This window comes from Bradyrhizobium stylosanthis (assembly GCF_001641335.1).
Lineage (GTDB): Bacteria > Pseudomonadota > Alphaproteobacteria > Rhizobiales > Xanthobacteraceae > Bradyrhizobium > Bradyrhizobium stylosanthis.
Window position 1 is genome coordinate 1,405,638 of the sequence record NZ_LVEM01000001.1, and the last position, 14,341, is coordinate 1,419,978.

The following is a 14,341-nucleotide window of genomic DNA, read 5'->3' on the forward strand; positions in this document are numbered from 1 at the left end:
CTCATCCTGAGGAGCCTGCGCAGCAGGCGTCTCGAAGGACGAGGCGTTCGCTCGACGCGTGCGACGGCCCTTTGCCCTAGCGCAGCAGTAGCTCGTCCAGCTGGCTCTGGGCTTTCTTCACCGCTGCCGCGAACCAGGGCTGGCTCGGCGCTTCCCTGGCGAAGCACTTGGTGTAGGCGTCCATGGCCTGATCCTCCCTGGCCATGTCGTCCTGCGGGGTCTTCTTGGCCATCATCTGCTTCCAGACCTTCTCGCAGGCCGGGATCTCCGCCGTCTTCACGGCGTCCGTTGCGGCGAGGAAAAAGACCTTGTCGCCCTGGATCGTGACGACGTCGATTTCGTGCGGCGTGCCCTTGAGCCCGCCATTGCCGCGCAGGCCCAGGACGGCGAACGCGGCGCTTGCCGATGCGGGTTTTGTCACCGGCAGCGGCGCATAGATCGCGAAGGCGGCGTCCTGGATGGCGTAATAGTAGAAGCGGTCCGATTTGAAGGCGGCGCCGATGTCCTGCGGCATGCCGTCGGTGCGGTGCTCGGCCAGCCAGTGCTTGAGCAGCCCGGTCGTGGTCACCACGGCCTGCCTCTTGTCGCCTTCGGTCGCGAAACCGAGCCCGTCGAGATGACCGAACCCGATGTCGCTCTTGAAGAGCGTGTCGACGTTCGACTTGCCGTCCGCCGGCAGCCCCTTGATCGTGACCGGCCCCACCAGGCCGCGCAGCACGCCCGCCAGCTCTTTCAGCGCGGCATCGTGCTGCTTGTAGATCTCCTCGCTCTCCTTGGCCTTCGAGAACTTGGCGATGTAGCGGTCGCGCAGGTCGAGATAATGCTGCTCGGGCGCGGCCGCCCGCGCGGGCATGGCCAGGATGAGCAGGCAGAGCAAGGCAAGCGATCTCATGAAAGGTCCGGCAGGCTGGCAGCGATCTCCAGTCTTTGTGCCCCTGCCGGACGGTCAGGTTCAATTCCTTGGGAGTTCGGACGCCCCTACTCCGCCGGCGTGAGCTGCCGGTTCAGGCGTATCGCCGCGGTCTCGCGCACGCGGACCCGGGCGCGGCGCTTGCGCCACCAGATCACGACGCCGGTCACCGAGAGCGCGGCCACCACGAGGCCCATGATCGAGATCAGGATGCGGCCGGGCAGCCCGACGATGCGGCCCGAATGCAGCGGGAACTGCGCCTGCACGAAGATGTCGGCGGCGGTGCCGACCCAGGGCAGCCGCTCGCCGATCGGGCGGCCGTCCTCGCTGTCGTAATAGAGCTGCGCCGGGCCGACGCCGCCGGCGCCGTGATCGTCGCCGGGGTGGAAGAACGCGGCGGCATAGACGCCATGGGCCGGGCCGTAGCTGAGCGCGCCGACCGGGGTGGTCCAGCCTCGCGCCTTGCCGTCGGCGGCGGCGCGCACGGCGATCTCGGCGAATGTCATCCTGGGTTCGATGGGATCGTCGAGATCCCGATAGGGCCGCTGCTCATACGGCGTCGGCGTGTAGTTCGACACCATCTTCATCAGCGGCGAGAACACTTCGAAATAGAGGTTCAGCGAGAACGCCGTGAAGGCGATGATGAACAGGACGCCCCAGGTCCACAGGCTGAAGGCGCGGTGGATGTCGAAATTGATCCGGTAGGCGCTGCCCGAGGTCTTGATGGTCCAGGCCGGCGCCCAGCGCGCCCAGAAGCCGCGTTCGAGCTGCCGCGAGACCTCGGGCGCGCGCGCCGCCTTGGCACGGCGCCGCGAGGGCAGCGTCAAGTAGAAGCCGACGAAGCAGTCGATGGTCCAGATGATCGCGATGACACCGAGCACGCGCATGCCCCAGCGATCGCTGCCCCAGAATTCGGGGATGTGCATGGTGTAGTGCAGCTTGTAGAGGAACGAGACGAAGTTTTCGCGAGTGACCGGCCACACGGCGCCCCAATAGCGGCGGCCGAGCTCCGCGCCGGTGTTGGGGTCGAGGAACACCTGGTTGTAGTCGAGCGGATAGCGCTTGCCGGTCGCCGGATCGATCCGCGGCATGATGAAGAACCACAGCGAGTGGCCCTCCTCCGGCGTCATGAAGAGATAGACGACGCGCGCCCGCGGGTCGCGCTGCTCGATCATCTTCGCAAGCTCGATCGAGGGAATCGCCGGGCCTTTAGTCGTGACGTCGAACAGATGGCTGTTCAGGACGTCGTCGATCTCGTGGTCCCAGGAGATGATTGCGCCCGTGATGCCGGAGAAGAACAGGAATCCGGCCGTCAGCAGTCCCGCCCAGCGATGCAGCTTGCCGAATATCGCTCTCATGGTTCAGGTCTCGATAAGCTTGCGCGTCGTCATGCCCGGGCTTGTCCCGGGCATCCACGTTCTTCGTCCTGCGGGGCAAGGCGTGGATGGCCGGGACAGGCCCGGCCATGACGACCTCCCGTGCGTGTTCATCGACCCCATTTCACACTCACCACCGGTAGGTCAGCTTGCCGATGGCCTTGCGTCCCTCCGCGTAGAAGCAGCCCGACAGGCTGTAGCAGGCGGCGACATAGCGGGTATCGGCGAGGTTGGTCACGTTCAGCGACAGGCGCCAATTGTCCCGGCTGTAGGCGAGCAGCGCATCCAGCACCGTGGAGGCGCCGACCTTGAACGTGTTGGCGTCGTCGCCCCAGGTCGCGCCGACATAGCGGATGCCGCCGCCGAACTGCAGGCCCGCCAGCATCCCGCTCTGGAGCGTGTAGTCGCTCCACAGCGAGGCCCGGTTGAGCGGCACGGTGACCGGCGCCTTGCCGACATTGACCGGATCCTGCGTGACCATGGCGTCGACATAGGCGTAGGCCGCGCGCAGGTTCCAGCCGTCGGCGAGCGACATCGTGCCTTCGAGCTCGATGCCGCGCGAATTCACCTGGCCGGTCTGCTCGGCGAACACCGACCCCGGCGCATAGACGACGACGTTGTCGCGCGTAAGGTCGAAGGCGGCGAAGGTGAACAGCGCGTTCCAGCCGAGCGGCTGGTACTTGACGCCGACCTCGTACTGGACGCCGGTTTCGGGATTGAGCATCTGCCCGCCCGGCCCCGTCGCCAGCACCGGCAGGAACGATTCCGAATAGCTGAAGTAAGGCGCGATGCCGTTGTCGAAATTGTACATTACCGCGGCACGGCCGGTGAAGGCCGAGGCATCCTTCGAGACCGTCGTGTTGGCGATGCCGCTGTCGACCTGGGTCGTCACGAAGTCCTGGCGGCCGCCGAGCTGGAACGACAGCCGGCCGAGCTTGATCTGGTCCTGCGCATAGAGGCCGGCCTGCGACTGCTTGACGCCGGTGTCGTCGCTCTTGCCGCCGATCGCATAGTCGTAGCTGTAGACCGGGTTGAAGACGTTGATCTCGGGCGCCGACGTCGTGACGCCGAAGGCCGTGTCGCGGAAGGTGGTGTTGCGATAGTCGAACCCGACCAGCGTGGTGTGGCTGAGGATGCCGGTCGTGAACTTGCCCTGGAGCTGGTTATCAACCGCGAAGGAGTTGATGTAGGAGTTGCTGTAGCTGCCGTAGCGCGCCAGCTGCCCCGCGGTCTCGTTGGTGTAGCCGCCGCCGTAGAACACCTTCTCCTCGTTGTGCTGGTAGGCGTAGCGCAGGTTCTGGCGGAACGTGATGTTGTCGGTGAAATTGTGCGAGAGCAGGTAGCCGACCGTCGCGATCTCGGTGTTGAAGGCGTCGAAGCTCGGCACGCCCGCGAAGAACGAGACCGGGATGGTGCGGCCGTTGTTCGGCCAGACCGTGCCCGAGGCCGGCAGGAACTGGAGGCCCCACCCCGCCCGGTCCCTCTGGTAGTTGGCGAGCACGGTGAGGGTCGTATCCTCGTTCGGCTTGAAGGTGACGGCGGGCGCGATGAAGACGCGGTTGTCCTTGCTGAAATCGACCTGGGTCTCGCCGTCGCGCACCACGCCGGTCAGGCGCCACAGCACGGTCCCTTCCTTGTTGGCGGGACCGCCCATGTCGAACTGGCCCTGGTAGCGGTTGAAGCTGCCGCCGGAGATCGAGACCTCGCCGAACTGCTGCGCGGTCGGCAGCTTGCTCACGTAGTTGAGCAGGCCGCCGGTGCCGCTGCCGCCATACATCGCCGAGGACGGTCCCTTGAGAACCTCGAGGCGTTCGGCGCCGTAGGGATCGAGCCCGTTGAAATGCACGTAGTTGCTGGAGGGAATCCGCAGGCCGTCGATGTAGAGCCCCGGCATGGTCATGTCGAAGCCGCGGATCTGCAGGCCGCCGAAGCGGGTGTCCGAGCCGCCGTTGACGTCGCCGCTGACGCCGGCGGTGTAGCGCAGCGCCTCGCCGATCGAGACCGCGCCCTGGTTCCTGACCTGCTCGGTGGTGATGACAGAGATCGATTGCGGCGTCTCGATCAGCGGCGTGTCGGTCTTGGTGCCGGTGCCGCTGCGGGTGGCGACGAAGCCGCGAACGGGTCCGCCGGCGCGTTCACCCGAAGTGCCGTTCGCCGCCGACTGGTTTGGCGCGGCCTGCTGCGCCGGCGCGCGACGATTGGCGCGAGCGCTGCGCGTTGCCGCCGAACGTCGCGAGGCCGCGACCGCTGCGGGTCGTGCGCGCTGGGCCGGCGCGTCGACGGTGACCGAGGGAATTTGCGTCTGTGCCTGCACGGGACCTAACGGAAGGATCAGAGCGGCTGAACTCACGGCGCCGAAGAAGAGCACCTGAAGCTGTCGATGGCGCGTTTGAACACGCGAAGGAAGTTGGAAGTCGGTCACGTCTGTCGCAGCCCCACGCACTGCCGGCTTTGCCGGTATCGTTTTTGATGTCCCGCCGTAACGCAGGCGGTTTCGCAGGGCGATAGGAACCGGGTTAGAACTTCTCCAGACCTGTGCGTGGGATGTGCGGCGAATGCGCTCAGCTGCGATGAAAGCCAGCGTGCTCCTCGCGTTTGGAATATTTCTAGACGATGACGAAGCGCGCGCTCCCCTGACGTGCGAACGCGGGCGTGAAGAACGAATCCTTTACCATGGCTGCGGCGCTCGATTGAGCCCGGGGAACCGCAGCGGTAGAATCTGTTGCGGGATATTTCATTTGCGTTGCCGACCGTGTCGCAACGCTGTGCCAGCTTATGCTGGGCATCCGGGGGCGACGTCCATGAGCGAATTGCGCGCTGCGACCAGGCAATCCACGGCAAGGACCGGGCTCGTCGAGTTCGACGGTCCCAGGGGCACCGTCAGCATCCCCTGCACGATCGCGGACGTCTCAGGCACCGGCGCGCGGCTGAAGCTCGACTGGTCGCTGGCGTTTCCGAAAGAGGCGACGCTGATCTTCGCCGACGGGCTGCGCAAGACCTGCCGTGTCGCCTGGCAGAAGCGGCGGCTGCTCGGCGTCGCCTTCGCCGACGGCGTTGCGAGCCACGACGAGCAGGCGCTCATGATGACCGAGGAAGAGCAGGCCCTGCACCGGCGGCATATCGGCGCCCAGGTGCGCGCCGCGCGCGAGGCACGGGGCTATACCGAAAGCCAGATGGCGAGCCTCATCGGTCTCTCGCCCGGCGATCTGTCGCGGGCCGAGCGCGGCGAGATCAGCATCCCGCTGCACCAGCTCACGCACATGGCCGATCTGCTGCTGGTCGACCTCGACAGTCTCGTGGCCGGCCCGGCCTCGATCGAATCGCCGCCCCTCGGCGACGCCGAGCTCGCGGCCGGCTGCCGCTAGTCCTTGTGGCAGCACGAGGCGCTGCCACCCTTCCCTTCGCCCGCGAGCACGCTGCGGCTGTTGCGCTCCGGCGGGATGTCGCCCGCGGCATTGGCCGCGAAAAAGCCGGTCGGCTTCAGCATGAAGCCGGCATATTCGACCGGCATGATCGGGAAATCCTCGGGCTTGCAGACATGGGTGTGGCCGAAGGAATGCCACACCACGATATCCGCATTCTCGATGTTGCGGTTCTGCGCGGCGTAGCGCGGCAGGCCGTCGCCGCCGGCATGGACGTTGGGATAGTCGCCGCTGGCGTATTTCTCAGCCGGGTCAAACGCAGTCACCCAGACATGTTTGGTGGCAAAGCCGCCGCGCTTGCGCACATAGCTGCCCTCCTGCGCCAGCATCAGCGGGCTTGGATTGACGACGAGCTTGTAGGCCGGCGCGTTGCCGACGGAGTTGGTCTCGTTGGGATTGCTGATCTTCCAGAACCGGCCGGTCTCGCCATTGGCGACCGCGGCCGCGTCGCGCTCGCGTGACAGCACGCGCGTCGTGGTGTCGAACACGTTGCCATGGGGATTGTCGTGGCCCCAGGGCCGCGGCACGAAGTCGTGCTCCGTCACCATGTTGCCGCCGCCGTCGAGATCCATGTGCAGGCGGACGTTGAAGAAGTGCTGGTGCGTCGGCCCGCCCAGATTGTCGTCGACCATGCCGCCCCATTTGTACTTTTCGCCTGATGGCACGGCGGCGGTCTGGATGATGCCGGTGAGTTTTGTTTCGAGCTGGATCGTGCCGTCCTGGTAGAGATACCAGTAGAAGCCGTAATCGTAATTGCCGACGGTGGCGAAGAACGAGATCACGAGCCGCCGGGACCTGCGCACCTCGAACAGGCCGTTGCGGAATTCGTAATGTTTCCAGGCAATTCCGTAGTCTTCTTCATGCATGCAGATAGCGTTCTGCATGACGAAGGGCTCGCCCTTGTTGTCGGCGGCCGGCACATCGAAATAATGGATGTTGCCGAGGCAGTCGCAGCCGAGCTCGAGCGCATTGGCGAGCATGCCGAGCCCGTATTCGCCGGCGTCGAACGCCGACTTCCAGAAATGGTTCGCGGTCGGATCGGCGTAAGGCACGACCATCTCGGTGACGCTGGCGCGGTGGATCAGCGCGCGCTTTCGCGCGCCGTCCTGATAGGCGAGTTGATGCAGCACGAGACCCTCGCGCGGCGTGAAGCCGACGCGAAAGCTCCATTTCTGCCAGTCGACCTTCCAGCCATCGACGCGAAAGCTCGCGCCCTCCGGCTGCTCGATGTGGAGCGGCTTGATGTCGGTGCGCGGGTTCTTGACCTCGTGCGCGCCGTAGTTCCGCTTCTTGCGCGGGATCGGGATGATCGGGTCCTCGTCGGTGAGGTCGATCACCCTGCCCCCGATCAGGTCGACGACGGCGACCACGCCTTCGATGGGATGGGCATAACCATTGTCCTGCAGGTGCTCGCGGAAATAGCTGACGGCCCGCACGATGCGCGCTCCGCGCTCGAATTCCTTGTCGAAGAAGCCCGAGGAGAACGGATCGACCTGGACCAGCTCGATGTCCTTGTCGGTCAGCCCGCGCCGGACCATCGCTGCACGCCAGCCGGGATCGGCCTTCACCACGGCCTCGCACTTGAAGAACTCTTCCAGCATCACCGAGGGCTGCCCGTAGGGCGCCTCGCGGTTCGGGATGATGTTTCGCGTGACGATCTCGCTGCGGGCGAGATCGACGATGTGCTCGATCGCCTCGCCGGTGGTCACGTCCAGCGTCAGCACGAAGGCGCGGCGCCCTGCCGGGCCGGCCGCAAGCTCCTGCTTGGTCGGCTCCTCCAGCCGCACCGTCGGGAAGCGGCAGTGCTCCGGTGAGGCCGCGGCGGCACGCACCAGCGTGCAGGCCGCGGTGATCTCTGCGGCGGTCAGCGGATCGAGCGGATGCGGCGCGGCAGCCTGGGCTTGCGGTTTGACCTTGGCGGTATCGAGCATGGCGATCTCCAAAAGTCAGGCGAGATGCGCGGTGATGGCGCTGAAGGCGGCAAACCAGCGCTGGTCGATCGGAACGTCCATCGCCTTGGGCTGGGTCGCTAGCTTCGCGATAACGGTGTCGGAATCGAGATCGACATAGAGGTGCTGGCCGTGAATGCCGATCGCCGTGAGCGCGTTGCGCGACGGGTCGATCGCGAACCATTTGCTGCGATAGCGCGCGCCCGGGAAGAACTCGGCGAGGTCGCCGTCGGCCCAGGCCTGGGGATCGCCGTTCTCGCGGATGTCGTCGATCCACCAGCCCGGCACCACCTGTCGTCCCTCGACCACGCCGCGGCAGCGCATCATCTCGCCGAAACGGACGAGATCTCGCGCGGTGACGGAGATGCCGCCGGCGATGCGGCCCATGCCGTGGCTGTCGAGCGTGAGCGAGCCGTCCTCTTCAGTGCCCAGGGGCTGCCAGAGATATTCGGAGAGGATGCGATGATAGGGCATGCCGCAGGCGCGCTCATAGACCCAGCCGAGCACCTCGGTGTTGGTCGAGACGTAATGGAACACCTTGCCATGCGGCTTGCCCGTCCCGCGCAACGTCGTGAGATAGGCGCGCTGGTGACCGGGCTCCACACCCGGAGGCGGCACGTCCCAGCCCGAGGAGAAGCGGTAGCGCGCGACGTCGCCGGCGGGATCCTCGTAGTCCTCCTCGAACTGGATGGCGACGGCCATGTCGAGCAGGTTGCGGACGGTGCAGCCGGCATAGACCGAGGTCTCCAGCTCCGGCACGTAGCGCAGCACCCTTGCTTCGGGATCAATCAGGCCCCGCGCGGCGAGAATGCCGCCGAGCGTCCCGGCGATCGCCTTGCTGATCGAGCAGATCAGATGCGGCGTGGTCGCGGTCATGCCATCGCCGTACCATTCGTGGATCAGGGTGCCCCGGTGCATCACGAGCAGCGTGTCGGTGAAAGTCTCGCGTAGCGTGGCCTCGATCGTGGTCTCTCTGCCGTCGGGCGCGGTGAAGCCGAGTTTTGACAGCTCGCGCGGGGCGCTTGGCATCGGCGTCGGCCGGGCCGAGCGGCGGATCTCGGCGGTCGGCAGCACTTCGCGGGTGTGGGTGAAGCCCCAGCGGATGGCAGGAAAGCTGCGCCAGTTGGAGCGCGTCACCTGGGCCTCCGGCGCGGGCGGGCTGCCGCGCATGACGTCAGTCGGTCGCATCTCGATCCCTCCGCAAAGCGCCATTTCGGGCCGCGATGTCGGAGCGGCCGCAACGGAAGCCTGCACCGAGCCGCGGCCGTGCGTTATCGAAATCGCGCAATATTTTGCTGGACACGGCTGCGGAGCGTGCCAGTCTTGGCGCAGTTCTTGCTGGTTTCCGGCTGGCAAATTCCGACGTGGCGTCATGGCCTTGAGCGCAACTCTTCCGATTCAGGACTCGGCTGCCAGCCTGTTCCAGGCGAGCAGCACGGATGTCGACGAGCACTGCGCCGCGCTCGGCCGCTGGCGGCTGAGCTACGACCAGATCAGTGCCGGGGCCTTCCGCGGCAGCTTTACCCAGCTTTCCCTGCCCCGCATCGAGGTGTTCCGCGAGATCACCAGCCAGCAGGTGCGCCAGTACGGCCAGCTCGGTGCCGACAGCTTTGGCATCGGCCTGCCCTGGGACGGCGATGGCGAGCTCAGCTGCAACGGCACCAGTGCCGGGGGCGCCCACGTGCTCGCCAGCATCGACGCCGAGATCGACATGTGCACGCCGAAGGCCTTCGAGCTGCGCGGCGTCGTCGCCAGCACGGCGCTGATCGCCGACCTGGCGGCCAGGCTCGATATCGAGCTGCCGCGAAGCGTCTGGCATCAGTTGCGGGTGATCGAGATGGCGGAAGCGCCGGTCGCGCGGCTGCGCGCGGATCTTGCCGCCATTCACGAGACCATCACATCGGCCCCCGGGCAGTTCGACGATCCCGCGGCACGGCAGGCGCTGGAGGATGCCCTCCTCCTCGACATCATGGACATGCTGCCGACGGCGCGGCCGAGCGATCCCGGCCGCAGCGCCGCGGCACGCAGGCGCACTGTCGACCGCGCCCGCGAGCTGATGCATGGCAGCGGCGACCGCGCGCTGTCGCTGCTGGAGGTCTGCAAGGCGGTCGGCGCCAGCCCGCGCAAGCTCGGTTATTGCTTCCAGGAGGTCGTGGGTACGAGCCCGATGCACTACTGGCGCGCGATGCGGCTCAACCGGGTGCGGCGCGACCTGAAGCGCGGCACCGATGCGTCAGTCTACGACGTCGCCGTGCAGCACGGCTTCTGGCACTTCAGCCAGTTCTCGCTCGACTACAAACGCCACTTCTCCGAGCTGCCCTCGGAGACATTGCGGCGCGCCAGGCTGGCCGCCTGACGCGCGCTTTCTGCCTTTACCAGGTCGGCAGATAGGTCCCCTTGAAGCGCGTTTCCAGAAACGCCTTCACGGGCTCGGAGTGATAGACCTCGATCAGCTGCTTGACCCACGGCTTGTCCTTGTCCTCCTCGCGGACGGCGAGGATGTTGACCCAGGGTCCGTCGGGGTTTTCGCGCGCGATGGCGTCGGTCGCGGGGTTGAGGCCGGCCTGCACCGCGTAGTTGTTGTTGATCGAGACGACGTCGACATCCTGCAGCGCGCGCGGCAGCTGGGCGGCATCGAGCTCGACGAAGCGCAGCTTCTTGGGGTTGTCGGTGATGTCGGCAATCGTCGAAGAGACGTTGTTCGGGTCCTTCAGCTTGATCACGCCGTGCAGCGCCAGGATCATCAGGCCGCGCGCGCCGTTGGAGGGATCGTTGGCGATGGCGACGCGGGCGCCCTCGGGCAGGTCCGCGAGCTTCTTGTATTTCTGCGAATAGACGCCCTGCGGCGAGCCGATCGTGTTGGCGACCTTGACGATCTTCCAGCCGGTCTTGGAAATCTGGTTCTTCAGGTACGGCTCGTGCTGGAACGAGTTGGCCTCGAGGTCCTTCAGGGCCAGCGCCTGGTTCGGGATCACGTAGTCGGTGAACTCGACCACCTTGATGTCGAGGCCGCGCTCGGCACCGACCTTCTTCACGACGTCGAGGATCTCGGCGTGGGGGCCGGCGGTGACGCCGACCCGGATGGTTTCGGCCTGGGCGGTGGTCGCAAGCAAGGCTGCAGCCGCAAGGGTTGCGAGAAAACGCATTGAAGTCTCCAGTTTCAGGAAGTTTGGATCAGCGATGCCGCAGCCGGCGATTGACCCGGCGCGCCAGATAGTCGCCGGCGCTCTGCACGAGCTGCACCAGCGCGATCAGCACGACGACGACGGCGAGCATCATCTCCGGCATGAAGCGCTGATAACCGTAGCGGATGCCGAGGTCGCCAAGGCCGCCGCCGCCGACGGCGCCGACCATGGCGGAGTAGCCGAGCAGGCTGACCACCGCGAGCGTCAGCGCCAGCAAGAGACCGGGCAGCGCTTCGGGGATCAGGACCTTGAGCACGATCTGGATCGGGGATGCACCGAACGAGGACGCGGTCTCGATCAGGCCGCCATCGACTTCACGGATCGCGGCCTCGACGAGGCGCGCGATGAACGGCGCCGACGCGATGGTCAGCGGCACGATCGCGGCCGTCGAGCCGATCGAGGTGCCCGCAACAAACCGCGTGAACGGGATGATGGCGACGACCAGGATGATGAAGGGCGTCGAGCGCGTCGCGTTGACGACGGCGCCCAGCACGCGATTGACGAGCGGCGCTGCGAACAGCTCGCCCTTGCGGCTGGTGGCGAGAAAGACGCCGAGCGGCAGGCCGAAGGCAGTGCCGAGAGCTGCCGCGATACCGACCATGTACAGGCTCTCGAAGGTCGCCTGAACGATGAGGTTGATGAGTTCAGGCGACATAGCCGAGACGCTCCGCCGGGAATTGATATTGAGACAGCCAGGCGAGCGTCCGCGTCACCGCGTCCTCGCCGCCAGAAATATTGAGAGGAATACCGAGCGTCAGCGAGCCCACATGCTGGCCGCCGATCTCGTCGATGCGGGCCGACAGCAGCGCGACGTCGAGGCCAAGCTCGCGCGCGAGCCGCGCCACCACGGTGTCGCCCGCCCCTGCCCCGCGCACCTGGACGCGGATCACGGCCTGTCCGCCGGCCGCTGCTTGCGGAACGATCCGGCTCGCCAGCGAGACCGGCAGGCTGTCGCCGATGACCTCGGCGAGGAAGGATTGCGTGATCGGATGCTTCGGGTGCGTGAAGATGTCGGCGACATGGCCGCTCTCGACGACGTGGCCGGCATCGAGCACCACGACTTCCTTGGCGAGCTGGCGCACCACGGACATTTCATGGGTGATCAGCACGATAGTCACCCCCAGCTCGCGATTGATGTTGGCGAGCAGATCGAGAATGGCGCGGGTGGTCTGCGGATCGAGCGCGGAGGTCGCCTCGTCCGACAGCAGCACGCTTGGCCGCGTTGCCAGCGCGCGGGCAATGCCGACGCGCTGCTTCTGGCCGCCGGAGAGTTCCGACGGATAGCGGTCGTGCTTGTCTGCGATGCCGACCAGCGCCAGCAGCTCGGCGACGCGGGCCTTGATGTCGGCCTTGGCCCAGCCGGCGATCTCGAGCGGCAGCGCGATGTTGTCGGCGGCGGTGCGCGAGGACAGCAGGTTGAAGTGCTGGAAGATCATGCCGATCGAGCGCTGCGCCAGCCGCAGCTCGCGCCCGGCCAGGGCCGAGATATCGCGGCCGTCCACGATCACGCGTCCGGTGGTCGGCTTCTCCAGCCCGTTGATGAGCCGGACGAGGCTCGACTTGCCGGCGCCGGAGCGGCCGATCACGCCGGTGATCGAGCCGCGGGGGATCCCGAAGTCGATGTTTTGGAGCGCGTTGACGCCGGGCTTGCCGCGATAGGCCGGATAGGTTTTCGAGATGGCTTCGAACCGGACCATCGCGTCCGGTTCAGTGACAATCGCTGCGCGTGTCTCGATCGGTTCTCCGACCACCAGCGATGGGTGCGCGTTCATGGAAGCAGCTTTCATGCACGAAAGTTAGCTCGCCCGCCCGAACGGCGCACGAGGCTGAGGTCGCATCAAGCGACGGGAGGTGGAACAGCAGCAGATCGTCCGGGTGCGGCGCGCTGCACTGCAGCACACCATCGCCCGAACCGGTCTTCCTTGCAATTTCAGATATTTGCGGGGACTTGGACGAAGATTTCCCAATCCCTCCCCGGAGAAGAATATTCCTCCGCCGGGGGTATCAGCCTCCGGCCCTGAGCTGCAACCACGGCAATACGATCAGCAGCAGGCCTGCGAAATACAGCAGGCCGAAGATCAGCCCAAATCCCCAGAACTGCCCCTTCCCGATATAGCCGCTGCCGAAATACATCGGCGCCGGACCCGTCGCGTAGGGCGAGATCACGCCCATCAGGCCGAGCGAGTACATGCACAGCATGGCGAGCGTCGTCACTGGCAGGCCGGGAATCCCGGAGCCGACCGCGAGCACCACCGGCAGCACGGCGGCGGCATGCGAGGTGATGCTCGAGAAGAAGTAGTGGATCCAGAAGAACAGCGCGACCAGCAGCAGCATCGCGGTCGACGGCGACAGCCCCGCGAGCGGCTTTGCGTATTCGGTCGCGAACCATTTGATGAAGCCGATCTCGTTGAGGCCCGAGGCCAGCGTCAGCAGCGAGGTGAAATAGAAGAACACCTCCCAGGCGCTCTTCTCGCTGACGATGTCGGCGAACTCGATGACGCCGGTCACCAGCATCAGGGAGATCACGATGAACACGACGGTGGTGGCATTGACGAAGTTGGAGCCTATACCGGGAACGTGGATGTCCGGGCTCGAGCCCGCGATCCACAGGAACATCGCCAGCACGATCAGGGCCAGCATGATCCACTCGTTGCGCGACATCGGGCCCATCTCGCTGAGCTCCTTCGCCGCCCATTCGGTGATCTCCGGGCTGCGCTTCACCTCGGGCCGGCAGACCAGATAGCTGAGCAGAGGCACGACGATCATGAGAAGAAGACCGAGCGGGGCAAAGCCGATGAACCACTGCGCCCAGCTCACCTCGACGCCCGCGGTCTTCTTGGCGATCGCAAGCGCCGCCGCATTGGGCGCGAGCGCGGTGAAGAACAGCGAGCTGGTGATCGCGGTCGCCGCGAACGCGGTCCACATCACGTAGGTGCCGATCTTGCCGGCAGTCGGCCCGGGCTCGGAGCCGTAGATGCGCGGGATGTTGCTGATGATGGGATAGACGATGCCGCCGCTGCGCGCGGTGTTGGAGGGCGTTGCCGGCGCCAGCAGGAAGTCGGACATCGCAACCGCATAGCCGAGGCCGAGCGTGTTGCGGCCGAGCCGCTGCACCAGCACCAGCGCGATGCGCCGGCCGAGCTGGCTCTTGCGGTAGCCGATCGAGAACACGAAGGCGCCGACGATCAGCCACACCGTGCTCTCGGCAAAGCCCGCCAGCATCCAGCGCAGCGACTTGCCGGGGTCGGGATCGATATAGCCGGCAACGCCCGCGACCGTCAGGCCGATGAAGCCGACCGCGCCGACCGGCATCGATTCCAGGATGAGCCCAGTGATCACGGCCGCAAACACCGCGAAATAGTGCCATTGATTGACGTTGAGGCCCGGCGGCACCGGCCACAGATAGATCACCAGCCACACCACGAGCGGCGCGATCAGCTTCCAGCGAAACCCCTTTGCTGCGGGCGCCTGCGAACCAGCGGCCATGAATCCTCCCCTC

At 66.1% G+C, this 14,341-nt stretch carries 11 protein-coding genes; 2 read left to right on the plus strand and 9 right to left on the minus strand.

All coding sequences use genetic code 11. The features are described from left to right. Positions 1 to 76 precede the first annotated feature (76 nt). The 3 genes from A7X65_RS06895 to A7X65_RS06905 form a co-directional block, all read right to left on the minus strand. The gene (locus A7X65_RS06895; protein WP_063683517.1) at positions 77 to 892 is read right to left on the minus strand and encodes a hypothetical protein; all 816 of its coding nucleotides are present in this window, start codon (positions 890 to 892) and stop codon (positions 77 to 79) included. Between the two features lie 86 nt (positions 893 to 978). Continuing rightward, positions 979 to 2,268 (minus strand): siderophore utilization protein FsrB, encoded by a 1,290-nt coding sequence (fsrB, locus tag A7X65_RS06900; RefSeq protein ID WP_063683518.1) that lies wholly within the window; start codon positions 2,266 to 2,268, stop codon positions 979 to 981. 148 nt (positions 2,269 to 2,416) lie between these two features. Beyond that, positions 2,417 to 4,729 (minus strand): TonB-dependent siderophore receptor, encoded by a 2,313-nt coding sequence (locus A7X65_RS06905; protein WP_063683519.1) that lies wholly within the window; start codon positions 4,727 to 4,729, stop codon positions 2,417 to 2,419. 358 nt (positions 4,730 to 5,087) lie between these two features. Here A7X65_RS06905 and A7X65_RS06910 point away from each other — a divergent pair, with 358 nt between their 5' ends. Then, entirely contained in the window at positions 5,088 to 5,651 is a 564-nt protein-coding gene (locus tag A7X65_RS06910) for a helix-turn-helix domain-containing protein (protein WP_063683520.1), read from the plus strand. Here A7X65_RS06910 and A7X65_RS06915 read toward each other — a convergent pair. Continuing rightward, positions 5,648 to 7,639: a primary-amine oxidase gene (locus tag A7X65_RS06915; protein WP_063684840.1), complete on the minus strand. Its 1,992-nt coding sequence runs from the start codon at positions 7,637 to 7,639 to the stop codon at positions 5,648 to 5,650. The genes A7X65_RS06910 and A7X65_RS06915 overlap by 4 nt on opposite strands. 15 nt (positions 7,640 to 7,654) lie before the next feature. Beyond that, complete coding sequence (locus A7X65_RS06920) at positions 7,655 to 8,845, minus strand: serine hydrolase domain-containing protein (protein ID WP_063684841.1); 1,191 nt, start codon at positions 8,843 to 8,845, stop codon at positions 7,655 to 7,657. Positions 8,846 to 9,029: 184 nt separating this feature from the next. Here A7X65_RS06920 and A7X65_RS06925 point away from each other — a divergent pair, with 184 nt between their 5' ends. Next, complete coding sequence (locus A7X65_RS06925) at positions 9,030 to 10,013, plus strand: helix-turn-helix domain-containing protein (protein WP_063683521.1); 984 nt, start codon at positions 9,030 to 9,032, stop codon at positions 10,011 to 10,013. Positions 10,014 to 10,029: 16 nt separating this feature from the next. Here the strand turns inward: A7X65_RS06925 and A7X65_RS06930 are convergent, their stop codons facing one another. The 4 genes from A7X65_RS06930 to A7X65_RS06945 all read right to left on the minus strand — a co-directional run bounded on the left by A7X65_RS06930 (position 10,030) and on the right by A7X65_RS06945 (position 14,328). Continuing rightward, entirely contained in the window at positions 10,030 to 10,803 is a 774-nt protein-coding gene (locus A7X65_RS06930) for a MetQ/NlpA family ABC transporter substrate-binding protein (protein WP_063683522.1), read from the minus strand. Between the two features lie 28 nt (positions 10,804 to 10,831). Further along, entirely contained in the window at positions 10,832 to 11,497 is a 666-nt protein-coding gene (locus A7X65_RS06935) for a methionine ABC transporter permease (RefSeq protein WP_063683523.1), read from the minus strand. Next, complete coding sequence (locus tag A7X65_RS06940; protein ID WP_208608601.1) at positions 11,487 to 12,629, minus strand: methionine ABC transporter ATP-binding protein; 1,143 nt, start codon at positions 12,627 to 12,629, stop codon at positions 11,487 to 11,489. The genes A7X65_RS06935 and A7X65_RS06940 overlap by 11 nt, the downstream gene beginning before the upstream one ends. A gap of 217 nt (positions 12,630 to 12,846) precedes the next feature. After that, complete coding sequence (locus A7X65_RS06945; RefSeq protein ID WP_063683525.1) at positions 12,847 to 14,328, minus strand: DASS family sodium-coupled anion symporter; 1,482 nt, start codon at positions 14,326 to 14,328, stop codon at positions 12,847 to 12,849. Positions 14,329 to 14,341: the final 13 nt, after the last annotated feature.

Bases quoted from the DNA above. Each gene is read 5' to 3' on its own strand.
- A7X65_RS06895 (WP_063683517.1), bottom strand. From the start codon at position 892: ATGAGATCGCTTGCCTTGCTCTGCCTGCTCATCCTGGCCATGCCCGCG.
- fsrB (WP_063683518.1), bottom strand. From the start codon at position 2,268: ATGAGAGCGATATTCGGCAAGCTGCATCGCTGGGCGGGACTGCTGACG.
- A7X65_RS06910 (WP_063683520.1), top strand. From the start codon at position 5,088: ATGAGCGAATTGCGCGCTGCGACCAGGCAATCCACGGCAAGGACCGGG.
- A7X65_RS06915 (WP_063684840.1), bottom strand. From the start codon at position 7,639: ATGCTCGATACCGCCAAGGTCAAACCGCAAGCCCAGGCTGCCGCGCCG.
- A7X65_RS06920 (WP_063684841.1), bottom strand. From the start codon at position 8,845: ATGCGACCGACTGACGTCATGCGCGGCAGCCCGCCCGCGCCGGAGGCC.
- A7X65_RS06925 (WP_063683521.1), top strand. From the start codon at position 9,030: ATGGCCTTGAGCGCAACTCTTCCGATTCAGGACTCGGCTGCCAGCCTG.
- A7X65_RS06930 (WP_063683522.1), bottom strand. From the start codon at position 10,803: ATGCGTTTTCTCGCAACCCTTGCGGCTGCAGCCTTGCTTGCGACCACC.
- A7X65_RS06935 (WP_063683523.1), bottom strand. From the start codon at position 11,497: ATGTCGCCTGAACTCATCAACCTCATCGTTCAGGCGACCTTCGAGAGC.
- A7X65_RS06940 (WP_208608601.1), bottom strand. From the start codon at position 12,629: ATGAAAGCTGCTTCCATGAACGCGCACCCATCGCTGGTGGTCGGAGAA.
- A7X65_RS06945 (WP_063683525.1), bottom strand. From the start codon at position 14,328: ATGGCCGCTGGTTCGCAGGCGCCCGCAGCAAAGGGGTTTCGCTGGAAG.